20 protein-coding genes and 1 tRNA gene are annotated in these 21,390 nt (G+C 69.5%); 2 read left to right on the top strand and 19 right to left on the bottom strand.

All coding sequences use genetic code 11. From position 1 onward, the window contains the following. Window positions 1-8: 8 nt before the first annotated feature. Window positions 9-2,642: a DNA polymerase I gene (gene polA / locus CYL12_RS04005; RefSeq protein WP_199399184.1), complete on the bottom strand. Its 2,634-nt coding sequence runs from the start codon at window positions 2,640-2,642 to the stop codon at window positions 9-11. 45 nt (window positions 2,643-2,687) lie between these two features. On the opposite strand from polA, the gene CYL12_RS04000 reads away from it, so the two are divergent. Next, complete coding sequence (locus tag CYL12_RS04000) at window positions 2,688-3,116, top strand: hotdog fold thioesterase (protein WP_101845730.1); 429 nt, start codon at window positions 2,688-2,690, stop codon at window positions 3,114-3,116. Here the strand turns inward: CYL12_RS04000 and CYL12_RS03995 are convergent. Together CYL12_RS03995 and CYL12_RS03990 are read right to left on the bottom strand one after the other, a co-directional pair. After that, window positions 3,091-3,654, bottom strand: coding sequence for a GNAT family N-acetyltransferase (locus CYL12_RS03995; protein ID WP_233486831.1), 564 nt, complete (start codon window positions 3,652-3,654; stop codon window positions 3,091-3,093). The genes CYL12_RS04000 and CYL12_RS03995 overlap by 26 nt on opposite strands. Before the next feature lie 10 nt (window positions 3,655-3,664). Next, window positions 3,665-4,282 carry an ANTAR domain-containing response regulator gene (locus CYL12_RS03990; RefSeq protein WP_025103469.1) on the bottom strand — a complete coding sequence of 206 codons (618 nt, stop codon included), beginning with the start codon at window positions 4,280-4,282 and terminating at the stop codon, window positions 3,665-3,667. A 100-nt stretch (window positions 4,283-4,382) separates the two neighbouring features. Here CYL12_RS03990 and CYL12_RS03985 point away from each other — a divergent pair. Further along, window positions 4,383-4,468: transfer RNA gene (locus CYL12_RS03985), tRNA-Leu, on the top strand. Window positions 4,469-4,490: 22 nt separating this feature from the next. Here CYL12_RS03985 and CYL12_RS03980 read toward each other — a convergent pair. The 16 genes from CYL12_RS03980 to rpe all read right to left on the bottom strand — a co-directional run bounded on the left by CYL12_RS03980 (window position 4,491) and on the right by rpe (window position 21,390). Next, window positions 4,491-4,949: an alpha/beta fold hydrolase gene (locus CYL12_RS03980; protein WP_353615395.1), complete on the bottom strand. Its 459-nt coding sequence runs from the start codon at window positions 4,947-4,949 to the stop codon at window positions 4,491-4,493. A 191-nt stretch (window positions 4,950-5,140) separates the two neighbouring features. After that, complete coding sequence (locus CYL12_RS03975; RefSeq protein WP_101845726.1) at window positions 5,141-5,947, bottom strand: alpha/beta fold hydrolase; 807 nt, start codon at window positions 5,945-5,947, stop codon at window positions 5,141-5,143. Window positions 5,948-6,057: 110 nt separating this feature from the next. Continuing rightward, window positions 6,058-7,506: a pyruvate kinase gene (gene pyk / locus CYL12_RS03970; RefSeq protein ID WP_101848660.1), complete on the bottom strand. Its 1,449-nt coding sequence runs from the start codon at window positions 7,504-7,506 to the stop codon at window positions 6,058-6,060. 56 nt (window positions 7,507-7,562) lie between these two features. After that, a complete protein-coding gene (locus CYL12_RS03965; protein WP_101845723.1) occupies window positions 7,563-9,029 on the bottom strand; it encodes a glutamate synthase subunit beta in 1,467 nt (488 codons plus the stop codon). Then, a complete protein-coding gene (gene gltB / locus CYL12_RS03960; RefSeq protein WP_101845721.1) occupies window positions 9,022-13,545 on the bottom strand; it encodes a glutamate synthase large subunit in 4,524 nt (1,507 codons plus the stop codon). The genes CYL12_RS03965 and gltB overlap by 8 nt, the downstream gene beginning before the upstream one ends. A gap of 142 nt (window positions 13,546-13,687) precedes the next feature. After that, window positions 13,688-14,713 (bottom strand): prolipoprotein diacylglyceryl transferase, encoded by a 1,026-nt coding sequence (gene lgt / locus CYL12_RS03955; RefSeq protein ID WP_101845719.1) that lies wholly within the window; start codon window positions 14,711-14,713, stop codon window positions 13,688-13,690. A 10-nt stretch (window positions 14,714-14,723) separates the two neighbouring features. Beyond that, window positions 14,724-15,527 carry a tryptophan synthase subunit alpha gene (trpA, locus tag CYL12_RS03950; RefSeq protein ID WP_085607528.1) on the bottom strand — a complete coding sequence of 268 codons (804 nt, stop codon included), beginning with the start codon at window positions 15,525-15,527 and terminating at the stop codon, window positions 14,724-14,726. After that, on the bottom strand, window positions 15,524-16,792 hold the full coding sequence (gene trpB, locus CYL12_RS03945; RefSeq protein WP_101845717.1) for a tryptophan synthase subunit beta: 1,269 nt from the start codon (window positions 16,790-16,792) through the stop codon (window positions 15,524-15,526). The genes trpA and trpB overlap by 4 nt, the downstream gene beginning before the upstream one ends. Then, complete coding sequence (trpC, locus tag CYL12_RS03940) at window positions 16,789-17,565, bottom strand: indole-3-glycerol phosphate synthase TrpC (RefSeq protein WP_101845715.1); 777 nt, start codon at window positions 17,563-17,565, stop codon at window positions 16,789-16,791. The genes trpB and trpC overlap by 4 nt, the downstream gene beginning before the upstream one ends. Then, complete coding sequence (locus CYL12_RS03935) at window positions 17,565-17,795, bottom strand: HGxxPAAW family protein (RefSeq protein WP_101845713.1); 231 nt, start codon at window positions 17,793-17,795, stop codon at window positions 17,565-17,567. The genes trpC and CYL12_RS03935 overlap by 1 nt, the downstream gene beginning before the upstream one ends. Before the next feature lie 48 nt (window positions 17,796-17,843). Further along, window positions 17,844-18,434: a Trp biosynthesis-associated membrane protein gene (locus tag CYL12_RS03930; RefSeq protein WP_101845711.1), complete on the bottom strand. Its 591-nt coding sequence runs from the start codon at window positions 18,432-18,434 to the stop codon at window positions 17,844-17,846. Further along, window positions 18,431-18,814: a phosphoribosyl-AMP cyclohydrolase gene (gene hisI, locus CYL12_RS03925; protein WP_101845710.1), complete on the bottom strand. Its 384-nt coding sequence runs from the start codon at window positions 18,812-18,814 to the stop codon at window positions 18,431-18,433. Before hisI ends, CYL12_RS03930 begins: the two co-directional genes overlap by 4 nt. After that, complete coding sequence (gene hisF / locus CYL12_RS03920; RefSeq protein WP_101845708.1) at window positions 18,811-19,572, bottom strand: imidazole glycerol phosphate synthase subunit HisF; 762 nt, start codon at window positions 19,570-19,572, stop codon at window positions 18,811-18,813. Before hisF ends, hisI begins: the two co-directional genes overlap by 4 nt. Then, window positions 19,572-20,411, bottom strand: coding sequence for an ATP phosphoribosyltransferase (gene hisG / locus CYL12_RS03915; protein WP_101845706.1), 840 nt, complete (start codon window positions 20,409-20,411; stop codon window positions 19,572-19,574). The genes hisF and hisG overlap by 1 nt, the downstream gene beginning before the upstream one ends. A gap of 38 nt (window positions 20,412-20,449) precedes the next feature. Next, complete coding sequence (locus CYL12_RS03910; RefSeq protein WP_025103484.1) at window positions 20,450-20,713, bottom strand: phosphoribosyl-ATP diphosphatase; 264 nt, start codon at window positions 20,711-20,713, stop codon at window positions 20,450-20,452. Next, complete coding sequence (rpe, locus tag CYL12_RS03905) at window positions 20,710-21,390, bottom strand: ribulose-phosphate 3-epimerase (protein WP_101845704.1); 681 nt, start codon at window positions 21,388-21,390, stop codon at window positions 20,710-20,712. The genes CYL12_RS03910 and rpe overlap by 4 nt, the downstream gene beginning before the upstream one ends.

Genomic DNA, 21,390 nt, shown 5'->3' with positions numbered 1-21,390 from the left:
CATCGGGATCAGTGCGCCGCTTCGTTCCAGTCCCGGCCGCGGCCGACCTGCACGTCGAGCGGCACGGAGAGCTGGGCGGCATCCCCCATCCGCGTGCGGACGATCTGCTCCACCGCGTCCCACTCCCCTGCCGCGATCTCGACGACGAGTTCGTCGTGGATCTGCAGCAGCACCCGCGACTCCAGCTTCGCGGCGTGGAGGTCGTCGTGGATGTGGAACAGCGCGATCTTCATGATGTCGGCCGCGCTCCCCTGGATCGGAGCGTTGAGCGCCGCGCGCTCGGCGTTCTCCCGCAGCACGCGGTTGGGGCTCGCGAGATCGGGGAACGGCCGCCGACGGCCGAAGATCGTCTCGGTGTAGCCGACCTCCTTGGCCTTCATCACCGACGCCCGCAGGTAGTCGCGGACCGCGCCGAACCTCGCGAAGTACTCGACCATGAGCTGCTTGGCCTCGGACTGCTCGATGCGCAGCTGCTTGGAGAGCCCGAACGCGGAGAGACCGTACACGAGGCCGTACGACATCGCCTTCACCTTGGTGCGCATCGCCGGCGTGACCTCGGAGGGATCGACGCCGAACACGCGGGCGCCGACGAACCGGTGCAGGTCTTCGCCGCTGTTGAAGGCCTCGATCAGTCCCTCGTCACCCGAGAGGTGCGCCATGATCCGCATCTCGATCTGCGAGTAGTCGGCGGTGAGCAGGGTCTCGTACCCCTCGCCGACCTCGAAGGCGCTGCGGATGCGCCGCGATTCCTCGGTGCGGACCGGGATGTTCTGAAGGTTCGGGTCGGTGCTGGACAGGCGTCCGGTCTGGCTACCGGTTTGCACGTACGTCGTGTGGACCCGGTGATCATCCCGGATCGCAGTGTCGAGGGACTCGATGATCTGCCGCAGCTTTGTCGCCTCACGGTGCTGCAGCAGCAGGCTGAGGAACGGGTGCGGGTGCGACTCCTGCAGGTCGGCGAGCACCGCCGCATCGGTCGAGTATCCGGTCTTCGTCTTACGCGTCTTCGGGAGCTGCAGATCCTCGAACAGGACCTCCTGAAGCTGCTTCGGCGACCCGAGGTTGAACTCGCGACCGACGACCGAGAGCGCCTCCTGCGCCAACGCATCGGCGCGCGTCGCGAGTTCGCCCGAGAACGTCGACAGGACCTCGTGCGAGACGGCGACGCCCGCAAGCTCCATGTCGGCGAGCGTGCGGAGCGTCGGCAGCTCGATGTCGCGGAGCACGGCGTCGACCGGCTCGGGCAGATCGTTCCGCAGCGCCTCGGCCACCCGAAGGATGAACCATGCCTCCTGCGATGGGGTGGCGCCCTCGGTCTCCGGCACGAGCTGGGAGGGGTCGGCCTCCGGGAGCTTCTCCCCCAGGTAGCGCTGCACGAGGTCGGACAGCGTCTTGTCGGGGAAGCTGGGGCGCAGCAGCCAGCCCGCGAGGCTCGTGTCGTAGGCGAGTCCGCCGAGACGGATCCCCTGACGGAGGAGAGCCTTCACCTGCGGCTTGGCGTCGTGCAGCACCTTCGGCGTGTCGGACTCCAGCCACGTGCGCAGCGCTGCGGCGGCGTCCTCCGACCAGTCGAGCTCGCGCAGCTCGGAGCCGGTGGCGACGCCGAGGCGCACAGGCGCGTCGGACTGCACGACGACGCGGAGTGCGACATCCTCGTCCTGCGCCACCGCCCAGGCCGCGAGATCGGCCGCGGACACCTCCGACGGCGTGGGCATCTCGACGGCGGAGGCCGGGTCGTCGGCCACCTCCCCCGCACCGACGGCCTCGAACACCCGCGGAAGCAGCGTGCGGAATTCCAGGCGTGCGAAGATGTCGCGAACGGCTTCGGCATCGATCGGGGCGACCGCAAGGTCGGCCGGCGCCACCGGCAGCTCCACGTCGGTCAGCAGGCGGTTGAGCTTGCGGTTGCGGCGGACGTCTTCGATGTGGTCACGGAGATTGCCGCCCACCACGCCCTTGATCTCGCCGGCGCGCTCGAGCAGGTCGTCGAGGGAACCGAACTGCGTGAGCCACTTGACGGCCGTCTTCTCCCCCACCTTCGGCACACCGGGGAGGTTGTCGCTCGTCTCACCGACGAGAGCGGCGATGTCGGGATACTGCTCGGGACGAACGCCGTAGCGCTCCTGCACCGTCGCCGGGTCGTAGCGCTTGAGCTGGGACACCCCCTGCACCGACGGGTAGAGCAGGGTGACGTCGTCGGTGACGAGCTGGATGGTGTCGCGGTCTCCGGAGACCACGAGCACGTCGTACCCCTGGGCCGCGCCCTGGGTCGAGAGGGTGGCGAGGATGTCGTCGGCCTCGATGCCCTCCTGCGTCAGCACCGGGATCGACATCGCCGCGAGGCAGTCCTGCAGGAGCGGGATCTGGCCCTTGAACTCCTGCGGCGTCTCGGAGCGAGTGGCCTTGTACTCCGGATACTCGTCGGTGCGGAACGAGCGGCGGGAGGTGTCGAACGCGATCGCGAGGTGCGTGGGCTGCTCGGCCTTGATGAGGTTCACCAGCATCGACAGGAAGCCGTAGATGGCATTCGTGTGCTGGTTGTCCTTGGTGGTGAAGTTGTCGACCGGGAGGGCGAAGAAGGCCCGGTAGGCGAGCGAGTGGCCGTCGACGACCATGAGGGTAGGCTTTGCGGAGTCCGTCACCCTGTCAGCCTAACGAGGAGCACGGACACCCGCAGAGGAGGATGCATGAGCGAGGTCGCCACCAGCGAAGGACTCGAGTGGGCGGCCGCCCGCGGCATGGGAGCCCTGGCCGAGAAGATGGGCATGGAGTTCGTGGAGTTCGGCGTCGATCGCTGCGTGGCGACGATGCCGGTGGCGGGCAACACCCAGCCCGTCGGCCTCATGCACGGCGGCGCGTACGTGGTGCTCGGCGAATCGCTCGGCTCCATGGCGGCCAACCTGCACGCCGGCTCCGGACGCCTGGCGGTCGGTGTCGACATCAACGCCACGCACACCCGCTCGGCCACCTCGGGCGTCGTCACCGGGGTCTGCACCCCCGTGCACCTCGGCCGCAGCATCACCGTCCACGAGATCGTCGTGACCGACGATCAGGGCCGACGGTGCTCGACCATCCGGATCACCAACATGATCAAGGACGCTCCCGCCGAGCACTGAGCGGCTCCTCCAGCAGCAGCTGGAACAGGACGTGATCCTGCCACTCGCCCGCGATCCGCAGGTACTTCGGCGCGATGCCGATGCGCTCGAAGCCGTTGGCCGTGAGGACGTGCTGCGACGCCACGTTGTGCAGCAGCGTCGAGGCCTGCAGCCGGTGCAGCCGGAGCTCGTCCCGCGCGTGCTCGGCGACCAGGGCCACCGCGCGTCCCGCGAGACCTCGCCGCAGCCGGGTGGAATCGATCCAGTACCCGAGATCGGCGCTCAGGAACGCGCCTCGCACGATGTTGTTGAGGTTCATCCGGCCGCGGATCTCTCCATCGTCCGAGAGGATCACGAACCGCGAACTGCGGCCGAGCGCGGCCTCGGCGACGCACTGCTGCGCGTTCTGCTCCTGCCACTCCTCGGTGAAGAACGCCTCGGCGCGCGTCGGCTCCCAGGGAGCGAGATGCTCCCTGTTCGCGAGATACGCCCGTGCGAGCGCGGCACCGTCACCGGCGCGGACCGGCCGCAGGACGTGCTCTGCGTCGAGCCGGAGCACCGGAGGCGCCTTACTTCTTGGGAGCGAGCTGCTCGATGATCGCCTTGGCGACATCCTGCATCGTCAGGCGACGGTCCATCGACGCCTTCTGGATCCAGCGGAACGCCTCGGGCTCGCTCAGCCCCATCTTCTCGTTCAGCAGGCCCTTGGCGCGGTCGACGAGCTTGCGGGTCTCGAAGCGCTCGACCATGTCGGCGACCTCGGCCTCGAGCGTGATGATCTGCTCGTGACGGGCCAGCGCGATCTCGATCGCGGGCAGGAGGTCGTTCGGGGTGAACGGCTTCACGACGTACGCCAGGGCGCCGGCCTCGCTGGCCCGCTCCACGAGCTCCTTCTGGCTGAACGCGGTCAGCAGCACGACGGGGGCGATGTTTCCCTTGTGCAGCTTCTCGGCGGCGCTGATGCCGTCGAGCTGGGGCATCTTCACGTCCATGATGACGAGGTCGGGACGCAGCTCGGTCGCGAGGGCCACCGCCGTCTCACCGTCGCCGGCTTCGCCGACGACATCGAAGCCGTTGTCGCGAAGGATCTCGACGATGTCGAGACGGATCAGCGATTCGTCCTCAGCGACGACGACGCGTCGGGGTGCGGATGCCGTGGGCTGCTCAGCCTGTTCTTGCTCGGTCACCCTTCCATCCTAACGGAGAGGTCCCGGCCGCCGGCTGAAGACCGCGGCGGCGCGAGGAACCCGGCGTCGTCTGCGCTACAGTCGTAGTCGCGAGACACGGGCCGGCGTGGCGGAATGGCAGACGCGGAGCACTCAAAATGCTTTGTCCGAAAGGGCGTGTGGGTTCGAGTCCCACCGCCGGCACCAGAATCGCGAACCGCTCGTCCCGTCATTCGGCGAGGGCGGCGAGTTCGGCCATCACGCGCGGATGAGCGAGGACCCGGAAATGTCCCCCGGTCTCCAGGACGACGTTCTTGGCGCCGGGCAGCTCGCTCCCCTCGGGGATGTGCGGGTCGAACGTGGCGTAGACCGAGACGATCCGCGCGTTCACGTCGAGCTCACGACTCAGTGCGACGATTGACGGGTCGTCGGGTGAGAACGCCCGCAGGACCCGGCCAGGGAGCAGCCGGGCGTACCGGGAGCCGCCGAAGGGCGTCGCGATGGCGAGCATGCCACGGATCCGTCCACCCTCGGGGCCGGTCATCACGAGCTTGCCGGCCAGCCCGCCCTTGCTGTGCGCGACGAGGATGACACCGGAGAGGTCATGTGTGCGCAGGTAGTCCGCCACCTGATCGGCCTCGTCCTGCACCGGGAACTGGTTGCGGCGCAGGGCGTCGACGACGTGCACCGGATGTCCGCGCTCGTGCAGCGCGACGATGAGCGGCTCCAGGAACCGCCAGGTCTCGTAGACGCCGGCGAGGACGACGATCGGCGCGCCGTGCCCGGTGGCGAAGCCGTCGGCTTGGTCCCGACCGAAGAACGATCGGACCTGCCAGAACCCTGCGTAGGCGTAGTCCGCGACCCACCAGCCCAGCTTCCTCAGGACGCCGATGGTGCCCTCCCCCGTCGGTTCGCCGTCGCCGGGGCAGCGATCGGCCAGGCGCCGGCCGTGTGGGTGAGGATCGCGGAAGCAACCGCCCGAGGCGAGGACTGCTGCGCGACGTGATGGTGACCCGGGATCTCCACGAGTCGGGACACCGCGGCGGCGTCGCGCAGACGCCGGCACCACGCACGCCCGGCGATGGGGTCCTCACTCCCCCGCACGATCAGCACCGGCACCGTGAGCGCGGCGATTTTCTCCTCCAGCGGATATGCGAGCATGTGCCGAACCTGCCGGAGGTACCAGCGCACACCGCAGCGCAGGTAGTCGGTGAGGACGACCGTGTTGATCGCGGGAGTCTCGCCCAGCGTGTCGACCGCCAAGGCCCTGGCCTGCGCCCCCAGCGTACGGTGAGCGTCGTCGACGACCGGGCCGATGGGAACGACTGCGCGGACGTACTCGGGATGGTGCAGCGCCGTCTCCACGGCCCACTGCACGCCCATGGAGTGTCCGACGAGCACGACGCGATCATCGTCGAGAGTCGCCACGACCTGCGCAAGACCCGCGGCCATCTGCGGAATCGTGACGTCGAACCGCGGTTTGGGTAGACCGCCGAAGCCCGGCAGATCGACGGAGACGACGCGGGTGGTCTGCGCGAGCACGTCGTGGAGCCGCGAAAGGTACCGGTGGGACATCCCGATCCCGTGAACGAGCACCACGGTCGGGGCGGTGCTGCCGGCGGGCCGCGGGCTCTCCAGGATGCGGAACGTCAGCCCGGAGGTGAGGACGAGACGGCGGAGGACCATGGAGGAAAGCTAACCGACATCGACGCCGGTGCCGAGAGGCTTGACGCTCCGCTCTCGAGATGACAGAGAGGGGCGAGGCCGAAGCCCCGCCCCTCTCCGAACGCGCTGCGTCAGACCCCGGCCTTATAGATCGGCGCCGCGCCGCGGATCGCATCCCCGACCTTGTGAACCCGCAGGTCGTTCGTGGAACCGATGATCCCGGGAGGGGAACCGGAGATCACGACGACCTTGTCGCCCTCGGCGGCCAGGCCGTTCTCGAGGAGGTACTCGTCGACCTGGTGGTACATGAGGTCGGTGTGCTGCACCATGTCGACCAGCGTGGAGCGAAGACCCCAGGTGAGCGCCATGCGGCGACGGATCCCGGGCTCCGGCGTGAAGGCCAGCATCGGGATGCGGGATCGCAGGCGGGACAGGCGGCGTGCCGAGTCGCCCGACTGCGTGAAGACGCAGAGGAACTTGGCATCCACGAACTCCGCGACCTCGAGGGCGGCGAGGGTGATGGCACCGCCCTGCGTGCGGGGCTTCGTGGTGAGCGGCAGGATGCGCTCCAGACCGTGCTCCTCCGTCGACTCGATGATCCGGGCCATCGTCTCGACGACGACCACCGGATAGTCGCCCACGCTGGTCTCGCCGGAGAGCATGACCGCGTCGGCGCCGTCGAGGACGGCGTTGGCGACGTCGGAGGTCTCGGCGCGGGTCGGCACCGGGCTGTTGATCATCGACTCGAGCATCTGCGTCGCCACGATGACGGGCTTGGCGTTGCGGCGGGCCAGCTCGACGGCGCGCTTCTGCACGATCGGAACGGCCTCGAGCGGCAGCTCCACGCCGAGGTCACCACGGGCGACCATGATGCCGTCGAACGCATCGACGATCTCTTCGAGCGCATCGACGGCCTGCGGCTTCTCGATCTTGGCGATGACGGGGACGCGGACGCCCTCCTCCGCCATGATCTCGTGTACGCGGGTCACGTCGGAGGCGTTGCGCACGAACGACAGCGCGATGAGGTCGGCACCCGTCCGGAGACCCCAGCGGAGGTCGTCCTCGTCCTTCTCGCTCAGCGCGGGGACGTTGACGGCGACGCCGGGCAGGTTGATGCCCTTGTTGTTCGACACGGCACCGGCGACGACGACGCGCGTCGTGACGGTGACGCCGTCCGTCTCGACGACCTCGACGCGGACCTTGCCGTCGTCGATCAGCAGGAAGTCGCCGGGCTTGACGTCCTGGGGCAGGCCCTTGAACGTCGTGCCGCAGATCTCCTTGTTGCCGATGATGTCCTCGGTGGTGATCTTGAAGATGTCACCCTTGGCGAGCTCGTACGGTCCGTCCTCGAAGCGTCCGAGACGGATCTTCGGGCCCTGGAGGTCGACGAGGATGGCGACGGCCCGACCGGAGTCCTCCGCCGCGCGGCGCACGTTCGCGTAGTTGTTCTCGTGCACGGAGTAGTCGCCGTGGCTGAGGTTCAGTCGGGCGACGTCCACACCCGCATCGATCAGTGCGCGCACCGTCTCATATGTGGAAGTGGCGGGGCCCAGGGTGGCGACGATTTTCGCGCGTCTCAACATGTCTCCAGGGTAGAAGTGGGGGATTACGTACAGGCGACACTGCCGGCCTCAGCCTACGCGGGCTGGAGGCCGATCGCGACATCGCTCGGGCGCACCGGCTCCGGGAGCACGGTGGTGCCCATGAGGAAGCGGTCGACGTTCGCCGCCGCCGCCCGGCCCTCCGCGATCGCCCAGACGATGAGCGACTGACCGCGACCGGCGTCACCGGCCACGAACACACCGGGGATCGACGACTCGTAGCTCGCGGCACGACGGAAGGCGCCGCGCTCGGTGACCTCCGGCCGGGTGTCCTCGGTGTAGCCGTCCTGCTCCGGCCCGGTGAAGCCCATCGCGATGAGCACCAGGTCCGCGGGGATCTCGCGCTCCGTGCCGCTCTTGGGCACGCGGCGGCCGTCGATGTACTCGGTCTCGGCCACGCGCAGCGCGCGGACCTCGCCGACCTCGTTGGACAGGAACTCCACGGTCGACGCGAGGAACATCCGCTCCCCACCCTCCTCGTGAGCCGAGGCCACCTCGAAGATCGTCGGCATCATCGGCCATGGCTGGTGATCCGGCCGCGTCTCGCTCGGCTGCTTGCCGATGGCGAGGTTGGTGACGCTGAGCGCGCCCTGGCGGTGCGCGGTGCCGATGCAGTCGGCGCCGGTGTCGCCGCCGCCGATGACGATGACGTGCTTGCCCTCCGCGGTGATCTGGTCGGGGACGGTGTCGCCCGCGACCGCGTGGTTCGACTCGACGAGGTACTCCATCGCGAAGTGGAGGCCGTCGAGGTCGCGACCGGGGATCGGCAGGTCGCGCGGGACCGTGGCGCCCGTGGCGATCACGACCGCGTCGTACCGGGCGCGCAGGTCGGCCCAGGAGATGTCCTTGCCGATCTCGACACCGGCGCGGAAACGCGTTCCCTCCTCCTGCATCTGACGAAGGCGGGCTTCGAGCTGGCTCTTCTCCATCTTGAAGTCCGGGATGCCATAGCGCAGCAGGCCGCCGATGCGGTCGTCGCGCTCGAAGACGGCCACGGTGTGGCCGGCGCGGGTGAGCTGCTGGGCGGCGGCGAGACCGGCGGGGCCCGAACCCACGACGGCCACGGTCTTGCCCGTCAGACGCTCGGGCGGCTCCGGCTCGACCCAGCCCTTGGCGAAGGCCTCGTCGATGATGGAGACCTCGATCTGCTTGATCGTCACGGCCGGCTGGTTGATGCCGAGGACGCACGAGCTCTCGCACGGGGCCGGGCAGAGCCGTCCGGTGAACTCCGGGAAGTTGTTCGTCGCGTGCAGCCGCTCGATCGCCGCACGCCCCTCCCCGCGCCAGGTGAGGTCGTTCCATTCCGGGATGAGGTTGCCCAGCGGACAGCCGGAGTGGCAGAACGGCACGCCGCAGTCCATGCACCGGCCTGCCTGGCGACGGAGCACCGCCTTGTCGCCGGGCTCGTACACCTCTTTCCAGTCCATGATGCGCACGGGCACCGGACGGCGAGCGGGAAGTTCCCGCTCGGTCACCTTCAGAAAGCCTTTGGGGTCAGCCACCGGTCACCTCCAGGATGCGGTTCCAGACGATGTCGCCGTCGGGGTCGATCCCCTCGGCCAGTGCCTCCTCGCGCATGCTGCGCACGGCGGCGAAGTCGCGCGGGAGCACCTTGACGAACTCCGCCGCGCTGGCGTCGAAGTCCTCCAGCAGGGCGGCGGCGCGCGGGGACGCCGTGCGCTCCACGTGTTCGACGAGCAGCCCGCGCAGCACTTCGAGGTCGGCACGGTCCAGTGGTTCGAGCCGCAGCTCGCCGCTGCCGAGCGACTGCGCGTTGACCTTGCCGGTGTCCAGGGCGTGCACGTACGCCACTCCCCCGGACATTCCGGCGCCGAAGTTGCGCCCGGTCGAACCCAGGATCACCGCGAGGCCGCCGGTCATGTACTCGAGCGCGTGGTCGCCCACGCCCTCGACCACCGCGGTCGCACCGGAGTTCCGGACGAGGAAGCGCTCGCCCACCACGCCGGAGATGAACATGGTGCCGGATGTGGCGCCGTATCCGATCACGTTGCCCGCGATGACGTTCTCGTGCGGGGCGATCGCGGAGCCGCGCGGCGGCCGGATCGTGATGTCGCCGCCGGAGAGGCCCTTGCCGACGTAGTCGTTCGCGTCGCCCTCCAGCCGGAGGATGATGCCCGGCGGCAGGAACGCGCCGAGCGATTGGCCCGCGGTGCCGGTGAGGGTGACGTCGATCGTCTCCTTCGGCAGTCCGGTGGCGCCGTGGCGCGAGGTCACCTGATGCCCGAGCATCGTGCCGACCGCGCGCTCGGTGTTGGCGATCGGGAGTTCCACCACGACGGGTTCGCCGTTGAGCAGCGCCGCCTTCGCGATGTCGATGAGCTGCACGTCGAAGTGCTTGTCGAGCTCGTGGTCCTGGGCACGGCCACTGCGACGCGGCTCGCCGGCGGGGAACGCCGGTCCCTCCAGCACGGGGCTGAGGTCGAGGCCCTCGGCCTTCCAGTGCGCGATCGCCGCGTTGGTCTCCAGCAGCTCCGTGCGGCCGACGATCTCGTCGATCGAGCGGTAACCGAGCTCGGCGAGCAGTTCGCGCACCTCCTCCGCGATGAACTCCATGAAGTTCACGACGAATTCGGGCTTGCCGGTGAAGCGGTCGCGCAGGACGGGGTTCTGCGTCGCGACGCCCACCGGACAGGTGTCGAGGTGGCAGACGCGCATCATGATGCAGCCGCTGACCACGAGGGGTGCGGTGGCGAAGCCGAACTCCTCCGCACCGAGCAGGGCGCCGATGATGACGTCCCGACCGGTCTTGAGCTGGCCGTCGACCTGCACGACGACGCGGTCGCGCATGCCGTTGAGCATGAGCGTCTGCTGCGTCTCGGCGAGGCCGAGCTCCCACGGGGTGCCGGCGTGCTTCAGGGAGTTCAGCGGGCTCGCACCCGTGCCGCCGTCGTGACCGGACACGAGGATGACGTCGCTGAGCGCCTTGGCGACACCGGCCGAGACCGCGCCGATGCCGGACTGGCTGACGAGCTTCGTGTGGATGCGCGCCTCGGGGTTCGCCCGCTTCAGGTCGAAGATGAGCTGCTTGAGGTCTTCGATCGAGTAGATGTCATGATGCGGCGGCGGTGAGATGAGCCCGACGCCCGCCGTGGCGTGCCGGGTCCGCGCGACCCACGGGTAGACCTTGGTCGGCGGGAGCTGACCGCCCTCACCGGGCTTGGCGCCCTGGGCGAGCTTGATCTGGATGTCGTCGGCCTCGGTGAGGTAGAGGCTCGTGACACCGAACCGGCCGGAGGCGACCTGCTTGATCGCGCTGCGACGCTCGGGGTCGACGAGACGGTCGGGGTCTTCCCCGCCCTCCCCCGTGTTCGACTTGCCGCCGATCCGGTTCATCGCGATCGCGAGCGTCTCGTGCGCCTCCTTGGAGATGGAGCCGTAGCTCATCGCGCCGGTGGAGAAGCGCTTGACGATCGCCGAGACGGGCTCGACCTCGTCCAGCGGCACGGGCTTGCGCGTGCCGGTCCGCAGCGAGAACAGGCCGCGCAGCGTCTTCAGCTCGGCCGCCTGATCGTCGACGAGCTTCGTGTACTCGCGGAAGATGTCGTAACGGCGGGTCCGCGTGGAGTGCTGGAGCTTGAACACCGTCTCCGGATTGAAGAGGTGCGGAGAGCCGTCGCGGCGCCACTGGTACTCGCCTCCGGTCCACAGGCGCTCGTGGGCGCGGGCCGCGGCATCCTCCGGGTAGGCGTAGTCGTGGCGGGCCTGGTTCTCGGCGAAGATCTCCTCGATCCCGATACCGCCCAGCTTCGACTCGGTGCGCGTGAAGTAGGCGTCGATGAACTCCGGGCTGAGGCCCACGGCCTCGAACACCTGCGCGCCCGCGTAGGACGACACCGTGGAGATGCCCATCTTCGACATGATCTTCAGCACGCCCTTGCCGAGCGCGTAGATGAGGTTCTTGACCGCCTTCTCCGGGGAGATGCCCGTGATGTAGCCGGTGCGCACGAGGTGCTCCACCGTCTCCATGGCGAGGTAGGGGTTGATCGCCGAGGCACCGTAGCCGATGAGGGTCGCGACGTGATGCACCTCGCGCACGTCGCCGGCCTCGACGATCAGACCGACCTTCATCCGGTTCTCGCGCCGGATGAGGTGGTGGTGGATCGCCGACACCATGAGCAGCGACGGGATCGGGACGAGGTCCTTGTTCGAGTCCCGGTCCGACAGGATGATGAACTCCGCGCCGTCCTCGATGGCCTGGTCGACCTCGGCGCACATCTCGGTGAGACGCTCCGCGAGGGTGTGGGGTCCGGCGTCGAAGTGGTAGAGGCCGCGGATCGTGGCGCTCGAGCGCCCGGGCAGGGCCTTGTCGATGTGACGGATCTTCGCGAGCTCGTCGTTGTCGATGACCGGGAAGTCGAGCGACACCGTGCGGGTGTGCTCGGGGCCCCAGGTCAGGAGGTTGACCTCGGGACCGAGGCCGAGCTTGAGGCTCGTGACGACCTCTTCGCGGATCGAGTCCAGCGGCGGGTTGGTCACCTGCGCGAACTGCTGCGTGAAGTAGTCGAAGAGCAGCCGCGGGCGCTTGCTGAGCACGGCGATCGGGGTGTCCGATCCCATGGCGCCCAGCGGCTCCACACCGGTCTGGCCCATCGGGGTGAGGAGGATGCGGACCTCCTCCTCCGTGTACCCGAAGGTGCGCTGCCGCCGGGTGATGGAAGCCGGTGGGTGCACGATGTGCTCGCGCTCGGGGAGGTCGGCCAGACGCACGGAACCGGCGTCGAGCCACTCCTGCCATGGGTGCATCGTCGCAAGATCGTGCTTGATCTCCTCGTCCTCGACGATCCGGCGCTGGGCGGTATCGACGAGGAACATCTTGCCGGGCTGCAGCCGGCCGCGACGCTTGATGCGCTCCGGCTCGAAGTGCAGCACGCCGGTCTCGGAGCCGATGACGACGAGGCCGTCGGTGGTCTCCGTCCAGCGTCCGGGACGCAGGCCGTTGCGGTCCAGGGTCGCGCCGACGAGCGTGCCGTCGGTGAAGATGAGGGCGGCCGGGCCGTCCCACGGCTCCATCTGGTTGGAGTGGTACTCGTAGAACGCACGCAGCTCCGGCGAGATGTCGGCCTGCTTCTCGTAGGCCTCCGGGACCATCATCATGATCGCGTGCGGCAGGCTGCGGCCGGTGAGCGTAAGCAGCTCCAGCACCTCGTCGAACGAGGCAGAGTCGCTGGCGCCGTCGGTGCAGATGGGCAGCAGGGGCGAGATGTCGCCGAGGAGCTCGGACTCGAGCTGCGACTGGCGGGCCCGCATCCAGTTGCGGTTGCCGCCGACGGTGTTGATCTCGCCGTTGTGGGCCAGCATCCGCAGCGGCTGCGCGAGCGGCCACGACGGGAAGGTGTTGGTCGAATACCGGGAGTGCACGACGGCGAGCTCCGAGGCGAAGCGCTCGTCCTGCAGATCCGGGTAGAAGGGCTCGAGCTGGAGCGTGGTCACCATGCCCTTGTAGCCGAGCGTACGGCTGGACAGGGAGACGAAGTAGGCACCGAGCTCGTGACCGGCGCGCTTGCGCAGACGGTACGCGACGCGGTCGAGCGCGATGCCGGTGAGCGGCGCATCGGCAAGGGTGGCGCCGCCGGCGCTCACGAAGAGCTGCTCGAAGGCGGGACGGGCCTCGTCGGCGAGCTTGCCGAGGTTCTCGTTGGCGGTGGGGACCTCGCGCCAGCCGAGGACGCGGAGCCCCTCCGCGCGAGCGATCTTCTCGATCCCGGCCTTCTGCTGGCGGCGCTCGCTCGAATCGCGAGGCAGGAAGGCCAGCCCGGCCGCGTACTCCCCCACGGGCGGCAGCTCGAAGCCGGTGACCGCGCGGAGGAATTCGTCCGGCATCTGGGTGAGGATGCCGGCTCCGTCCCCGGTGCCCGCGTCGGAACCGATGGCCCCGCGGTGCTCCAGGTTGCGCAGGGCCTCGAGGGCCAGCGCGATGATGTCGTGCCCGGCTTCGCCGCGCAGCGTCGCGACCATGGCCAGGCCGCAGGCGTCCTTCTCGAACGCCGGGTTGTACATGCCCTGCTTCGGGGGGTATGCGCCGGAGGCGCCGTAAGGGGGCTGGAAGTACACCAGTTACCGTCCTCAGATCTTCAGTGAAACCCGGGGACGTCGTCGGCCCGCTCGTTCAGTGCAATGGTTCTCCCGCCGCGAGTCGGCGTTATCGGGAGCCGTCCCCGCTCGTGGGAGCAGCGCTTGTGGCAGTGGCTCCGGCGGCGACTTCTTCGGCCGGAGGCTCGCTCACGTCCACGAAATCAGAGGGATTGTCCTGCGATTGTACATCAGCGTCCACGTCCTTCCGCCCGCGGCCCGGCTGGTACGGCGAGGGCTCGAGACCGGGGTGACGACGGGTCTGCACGACGAGGATGACGAGTCCGACGACGACGCCGATGATGGCGGCCCAGACGTTGCTGCGCAGGCCGAGGATGATCTCGCTCGGGTCGATACGGATCGACTCCCACAGGATGCGCCCGGCGCTGTACCAGATGAGGTAGATCGCGAAGAGGCGGCCCCACTGGAAGAACAGCTTCCGGCCGAGCCACAGCAGCACGAGGACGCCGAGGCCGTTCCAGATGACCTCATAGAGGAACGTCGGGTGGAACAGTGTGCCCTCGGGAAGGCCGGGAGGGAAGGCCGAGTTCGTGGACTCGATCTCCAGGCCCCACGGGAGCGAGGTCGGCAGGCCGAAGAGCTCGTGGTTGAACCAGTTGCCGAAACGGCCCATCGCCTGCGCGAGAAGCAGACCCGGCGCGAGCGCGTCCGCGAACGTCCAGAAGCGGATGCCGGTCCACCGGCAGCCGAGGTAGGCGCCGACGGCGCCGCCGATGAGTGCACCGAAGATCGCGATGCCACCCTCCCAGATCGCCCAGACCGAGCCCGGCTCGAAGGGGTTCCAGGTGTTCTTGCCCTCGCCGAAGTAGAAGTTCGGGTGGGTGAGGACGTGGAAGATGCGCGCGCCGATGATCGCGAGCGGCACCGCGAGGATCGCGATGTCGATGACCACCCACGGCTCCGCGCCCCGCTTGGTGAGGCGGTGGTTGGTCATCAGGACGGCGACGATGATGCCGGCGATGATGCAGAGCGCGTAGAAGTGGATACGGAGCGGACCGAGGTCGAAGTACGACACGGGCGGGCTCGGGATGCTGGCGAGCACGCCGGCGGCGGTGCTGTGGAGCGCGGAGGACATGAGTGCGATCCTACTTCTCTGAGGCGAAGCGCGCCGACGCGGTGCCGGCGGCCAGGGTTCGGGTGACTTCGGCGAGAGCGGGCACACCGCCGTCGCGGAGGGCGCGGACGAGGGCCGTGCCCACGATGGCGCCGTCGGCGTACTCGGAGACGCCGGCGATCTGCTCAGGGGTCGAGATGCCGATGCCCACGCAGGCGCGGCGGGCGCCGTGGTCGCGGAGCCGCGACACGAGGGTGCGGGCAGCGCGGTCGAGCTCGGCCCGCTCCCCCGTGATCCCCATGGTGGAGACGGTGTAGACGAAGCCCGTCGAGGAGCGCACGACGAGGTCGAGACGCTCGTCGGACGAGGTCGGAGCCGCGAGGAAGACCCGGTCGAGACCGAGGCGCTCGCTGGCCGCGATCCACTCGCCGGCCGCTTCCGGGGTGATGTCCGGGGTGATGAGGCCGGCGCCGCCCGCGGCGAGCAGATCTTCGGCGTAGCGATCCACCCCGTACTGCAGCACCGGGTTCCAGTAGGTCATCACGAGGACCGGGACGTCGGTCGCCGCGGTGATCGCGCGGATGGCGGTGAAGAGGTCCTTCATCCGGAAGCCCGCGGCGAGGGCCTTGGTCGTCGCCTCCTGGATGATCGCGCCGTCCATGACCGGATCGCTGTAGGGCGGCCCGAGCTCGATGATGTCCACGCCGTTCTCGGCGAGAGCGATCGCCGCCTGGATGCTCGTCTCCAGGTCGGGGAATCCGACGGGCAAGTAGCCGACGAAAGCGCTGCGGCCGGCGTCGTGCGCGCGCTGGATGGCCTGTTCGACGCGGCTCACAGCTGCGGCTCTCCCTTCGAGGCCGCTTCCTCGGCAGCGCTCTCCTCGGACACGTCGTGCGCGAGGGCTTCCTCGTCGTAGAGCTCGAAGTACCGGGCGGCGGTGTCCATGTCCTTGTCGCCGCGGCCCGAGAGGCAGATCGCGATGAGCCCGTCGCGTCCGAGCTCGCGGCCGATCCGCAGCGCGCCGGCGAGGGCGTGAGCCGACTCGATCGCGGGGATGATCCCCTCGGTGCGGCTCAGCAGCCGCAGAGCCTGCATCGCCTCGTCGTCCGTCGCCGGGATGTACTCGGCGCGCCCGATGTCGGCCAGCCAGGAGTGCTCAGGCCCCACGCCCGGGTAGTCGAGCCCCGCGGAGATGGAGTGCGATTCGACGGTCTGGCCGTCCTCGTCCTGCAGCACGTACGTCTTCGCGCCGTGCAGCACACCGGGGCGGCCCCGCTCGATCGACGCCGCGTGCTTCTCGGTGTCGACGCCGTCGCCGGCCGCCTCCACGCCGTAGAGCCGCACACCCTCGTCGTCCAGGAACGCGTCGAACATGCCGATCGCGTTGGATCCCCCGCCGACGCAGGCGACGACCGCGTCAGGAAGACGGCCGACCTCGTCGAGGATCTGGGCGCGGGCCTCTTCGCCGATGATCTTCTGGAAGTCGCGCACCATCGCCGGGAACGGGTGCGGTCCGGCAGCCGTGCCGAAGATGTAGTTCGTCGTCTCGACCGAGGCGACCCAGTCACGGTAGGCGTCGTTGATCGCGTCCTTCAGCGTGCGGGAACCGGAGGTCACCGCGACGACGTCGGCTCCGAGCAGACGCATCCGGGCGACGTTCAGCGCCTGGCGCTCGGTGTCGACCTCGCCCATGTAGATGGTGCAGTCGAGGCCGAACAGGGCCGCAGCAGTCGCCGTCGCGACACCGTGCTGACCGGCGCCGGTCTCGGCGATCACGCGCGTCTTGCCGAGACGCTTGGTGAGCAGCGCCTGTCCCAGCACGTTGTTTATCTTGTGGGAACCGGTGTGGTTGAGGTCCTCACGCTTGAGGAAGACCCGCGCGCCCCCCGCGTGCTCCGCGAAGCGAGGCACCTCGGTGATTGCAGAAGGCCGTCCCGCATAGGAGGACAGCAGGTGGGCCAGCTCGGCGCGGAACGCCGGATCGGCGATGGCCTCCTCGTACGCGACCGTCAGCTCGTCGATCGCGGCGACCAGCGACTCGGGCATGTACCGCCCGCCGAAGTCGCCGAAGAACGGACCGTGCTGGTCGCGCAGACTCACTTCGCCTCCAGGAAGCTCTTGAGGGTGGCGACCGGATCGCCGGTCACCAGGGCCTCGCCGATCAGCACGACGTCGGCGCCGGCCGAGCGGTAGTGCACGACGTCGGCCGGGGTGAGCACCGCGGATTCCGCGATCTTGATCGCGGAATCCGGGATGCGGTCCACGAGCCGTCCGAACAGATCGCGGTCGAGCTCGAGGGTCTTCAGGTTGCGGGCGTTCACGCCGATGAGGTCGGCGCCGAGGTCGATCGCGGCCTCCAGCTCCTCCGCCGAGTGGGTTTCGACGAGCGGCGTCATGCCGAGTTCGAGGATGAAACCGTACAGGTCACGGAGGACGTCGGGCTCCAGCCCCGCCACGATGAGCAGGACGAGATCGGCGCCGGTGGCGCGGGCCTCCAGAACCTGGTACCGGGTGGCGATGAAGTCCTTCCGCAGAACCGGCAGCGAGACGCGGGCGGTGACCGCCTCCAGATCGGCGAGGCTGCCGCCGAAGCGGCGTTCCTCGGTGAGCACGCTGATCGCGGAGGCTCCGCCGGTCTCGTAGAGCGCGGCCTGGTGCGCGGGATCGGGGATCTCGGCGAGGGCGCCCCGAGACGGGCTCGCACGCTTCACCTCGGCGATGATCTTCACGCGATCGGCCGGAGCAAGGAACGACAGCGCGTCCTTCGCCGCGGGACGCGCGAGAGCGTCCCGCTCGACGACAGCGAGCGGACGGGATTCAGAGCGACGCTCGGCGTCTGCGACAGCGCCGGCCGTCAGGTCGGCGAGGACCACTAGTGCGCCTTCGGAGCGTACTTGGGACCCTTCACGCCGTAGCCCGCCTTCGCGAGCACCCAGCCGACGATCGCCCCGATCGGGATCAGCGCGGCCGAGATCCACACCAGCGTCGGCTGCTCGAAGCAGAACGCGACGGTACCGGCGGCGAAGCCGATGAGCATGATCACGACGGCGGTCCAGGCCGCAGGCGAGTGTCCGTGGCCGGGGTCAGCGATCGGGTTGGTCATGTTCTCCTCCGGGGGACGACGTGCGGATCTGGATTCAGTCTATCGGGGTCAGCGCGTGGGATCGGACCCGCGGGACAGCTCGTCCCAGGAATCGACCGCGTCCACGGGGCCGTCGTGCGGGGCGTCGGTCGGCGCGTCGGTCCGGTAGCGCCGGCCGCCGACCTTCCAGCGCCGCCAGGTGGACAGCACGATGATGGCGGCGGCGAACAGGATCACCCAGCCACCGAGCGCGAGGAACGGCCACGCTGACGGTTCGATGCTCGCGGCGACCTCGTGCACCGCGCCGCTACCGGCGAGGCCGGTCGTCTCCGTGACGGTGGCGGCGACCGCCGCGTACGCGTCCCCGACGAGGAGCTGCAGCGCGGACCAGCCGAGGAACACCGCGGCGGCGGCGGCGAGCACGCCGAAGACGACGCGCACGGCACGGCCGGCGATCGCCAGGGCGGCCCCCAGCGCGAGGACGGCGAGGCTCAGCGGCGCCAGCAGCACGAGGGCGGAGGCGCCGGGGACGAGGATGTCCTTCCCCGCATCCGCGCGCTGCACCGTGAACCAGGTCTGCGTCGACGAGATGATGCCGATGGCGCCGGCCAGCAGGAAACCCGTTACGGAGAGGGAACGACCGCGCTGCGCGATGCTCACGAAGCGCTCACCCCGTCGACGGCCTCCAGGTCGGTGGTGTCGAAGCACGTCCGCGTCCCGGTGTGGCACGCGGGGCCGGTCTGGTCGACGAGGAGCAGGAGCGCATCGCCGTCGCAGTCGAGGCGGGCCTCCCGCACGACCTGGATGTGTCCGGACGTGTCGCCCTTGCGCCAGTACTCCTGGCGGGAGCGGGACCAGTAGGTCGCACGCCCGGAGGTGAGCGTGCGCCGGAGCGCTTCCGCGTCCACCCACGCGAGCATGAGGACCTCGCGCGAGTCCCACTGCTGCACGATGATCGGGGCGAGCCCGTCCGCGTTGAAGGCGACCTGCGCGATGCGGTCGTCGACGGACGCCTCGTCCGGCTTCGGCGTGTCGGTCATCGGACGAGTACTCCTTCCGCGCGCAGCGCGTCCTTCACGTCCCCGACGGTCAGCGCACCGGTGTGGAACACGCTCGCCGCGAGCACGGCGTCGGCGCCCGCCTTGATGGCCGGAGCGAAGTCGGTCGCCCGTCCCGCACCGCCGGAGGCGATCACGGGGATCGGCGCGACCTCGCGCATGAGACGGACGAGCTCGAGATCGAAGCCGTCGCGGGTGCCGTCGGCGTCGATCGAGTTCACCAGCAGCTCCCCCGCCCCGCGCTCGGCGGCCTCGCGCGCCCAGTCGAGCGCGTCCAGCGTCGTCTGCGTGCGGCCGCCGTGCGTGGTCACGACGAAGCCGGAGCGCGTGGTGTCCGCGCGCTTGACGTCGAGCGACAGCACGAGCACCTGGGCACCGAACCGGTCAGCGATCTCCCCGATGAGCTCGGGGCGGGCGATCGCCGCGGAGTTCACGCCGACCTTGTCCGCTCCGACCGAGAGGAGCCGGGCGACGTCGTCCACGCTGCGCACCCCGCCGCCGACGGTCAACGGCACGAAGACCTGCTCCGCGGTGCGCTGCACGACGTCGTAGGTCGTCGCCCGCGCATCCACCGTCGCGGTGACGTCGAGGAACGTGATCTCGTCGGCGCCCTGAGCGGCGTAGTGCCGGGCGAGTTCCACCGGATCGCCCATGTCGCGGAGGTTCTCGAAGTTGACGCCCTTGACGACGCGGCCGTCGGCGACGTCGAGGCACGGGATGACGCGACTCGCGAGGGTCATCAGAGCCTCGCTGCGTGGATCGCCGTGACGAGGATGGCTCGGGCGCCGAGCCCGTACAGGTCGTCCATCACCTGATTGACGCGGCGCCGCGGGATCATCACCCGGACAGCGACCCAGGCCGGGTCGCGGAGCGGCGAGATCGTCGCGGACTCGCGACCGGGGGCGATGGCCACGGCCTGATCGACGAGCTCGGTGGGAAGGTCGTAGTCGAGGAGCACGTAGCGGCGCGCGACCATGACACCGCGGAGTCGCCGCAGCAGCGTATCCACGCCGTCGGCCTCACCGGGACGGCTGATCAGCACGGCCTCGGACTCCAGGATCACAGGGCCGAAGATCTCCAGCCCGGCCTGCCGGAGCGTGGTGCCGGTGGACACGACGTCCGCGACCGCGTCCGCGACGCCGAGACGCACGGCGGACTCGACTGCGCCGTCGAGCTGCACGAGCTCGGCGTTCACGCCCTGGTCGCGGAGGAAGGAGCCCACCAGGCCCGGGTAAGCGGAGGCGACGCGAACGCCGTCGAGGTCCTGGACGGAGGTGAAGCGTCCGGGAGGACCGGCGAAGCGGAACGTGGACGCGCCGAAGCCGAGCTGCTCGATCTCGCGTGCCGGCTGCTGCACGTCCAGGAGGAGGTCACGACCGGTGATCCCGACGTCGAGCGCGCCGGAGGCCACGTACGTGGCGATGTCACGGGGACGGAGGAAGAAGAACTCGACGTCGTTCTCGGCGTCGATGACATGCAGGGTCTTGGGGTCGCGGCGGCCGGCGTAGCCCGCCTCCGCGAGCATCTCGGCGGCGGTCTCGGAGAGCGAGCCCTTGTTGGGAACGGCGATGCGCAGCATGAACGGCTTTCAGTTCGAAGGAGTGGGACCGGAGCGCATCACAGATGTCGGTAGACGTCCTGCAGCGTGAGGCCCTTCGCGAGCATCATGACCTGCAGGTGGTAGAGCAGCTGGGAGATCTCCTCGGCGGCGGCGGCGTCCGACTCGTACTCCGCTGCCATCCAGACCTCGGCGGCCTCTTCGACGATCTTCTTGCCGATCGCATGCACGCCGCCGTCGAGCTCCGCCACGGTGCCCGATCCCTCGGGGCGGGTCTCGGCCTTGACGCTGAGCTCAGCGAACAGCTCGTCGAAAGTCTTCACCCCTCCAGGCTACCGGCTCGCGCGAGGTCCCTGAGCCGGGTGACGGCCGCCTCCACGTCGTCCGCACCGTAGACCGCGGATCCGGCGACGAAGGTGTCCGCTCCCGCTTCGGCCGCCTGGGCGATCGTCGCGTCGGAGATGCCGCCGTCGACCTGGAGCCAGACGGACGAGCCGCGGCGTCGCGCCTCCGCGGAGAGCGCCTGCAGCTTCGGCATGGTCTCGGGCATGAAGCCCTGTCCGCCGAAGCCGGGCTCCACGGTCATCACGAGGATCTGGTCGAACTCGTCCAGCAGGTCGAAGAGTCCCTCGACGGGCGTCGCGGGCTTGACCGCCACCCCCGCACGGGCGCCGATGTCGCGCAGCCGACGCGCGAGCGCCACCGGCTCCCCCGCCGCCTCCAGGTGGAAGGTCACGCTCGCGGCACCGAGCTCGGCGTAGCCGGGGGCCCAGCGATCCGGATCCGTGATCATGAGATGCACGTCCAGCGGGACCGGGCTGGTCTCCTGGATGCGCTGGACCATCTGCGGACCGAACGTGAGGTTCGGGACGAAGTGGTTGTCCATGACGTCGACGTGCGCGAAGTCGGCCGTCGCGATGCGAGCCAGCTCCGCCTGCATGTTGACGAAGTCGGCGGCGAGGATGCTGGGGTTGATGCGCGGAGCGCGGGGCAGATCCAT

It is taken from the genome of Zhihengliuella sp. ISTPL4, assembly GCF_002848265.1.
Taxonomy (GTDB): Bacteria; Actinomycetota; Actinomycetes; order Actinomycetales; family Microbacteriaceae; genus Microbacterium.
This window is presented reverse-complemented; position numbering and strand designations above follow the sequence as displayed.

Bases quoted from the DNA above. Each gene is read 5' to 3' on its own strand.
- rpe (WP_101845704.1), bottom strand. From the start codon at position 21,390: ATGGATCTGCCCCGCGCTCCGCGCATCAACCCCAGCATCCTCGCCGCC.
- hisG (WP_101845706.1), bottom strand. From the start codon at position 20,411: ATGCTGCGCATCGCCGTTCCCAACAAGGGCTCGCTCTCCGAGACCGCC.
- hisF (WP_101845708.1), bottom strand. From the start codon at position 19,572: ATGACCCTCGCGAGTCGCGTCATCCCGTGCCTCGACGTCGCCGACGGC.
- CYL12_RS03935 (WP_101845713.1), bottom strand. From the start codon at position 17,795: ATGACCAACCCGATCGCTGACCCCGGCCACGGACACTCGCCTGCGGCC.
- CYL12_RS03975 (WP_101845726.1), bottom strand. From the start codon at position 5,947: ATGGTCCTCCGCCGTCTCGTCCTCACCTCCGGGCTGACGTTCCGCATC.
- lgt (WP_101845719.1), bottom strand. From the start codon at position 14,713: ATGTCCTCCGCGCTCCACAGCACCGCCGCCGGCGTGCTCGCCAGCATC.
- hisI (WP_101845710.1), bottom strand. From the start codon at position 18,814: ATGACCGACACGCCGAAGCCGGACGAGGCGTCCGTCGACGACCGCATC.
- CYL12_RS04000 (WP_101845730.1), top strand. From the start codon at position 2,688: ATGAGCGAGGTCGCCACCAGCGAAGGACTCGAGTGGGCGGCCGCCCGC.
- gltB (WP_101845721.1), bottom strand. From the start codon at position 13,545: ATGTACAACCCGGCGTTCGAGAAGGACGCCTGCGGCCTGGCCATGGTC.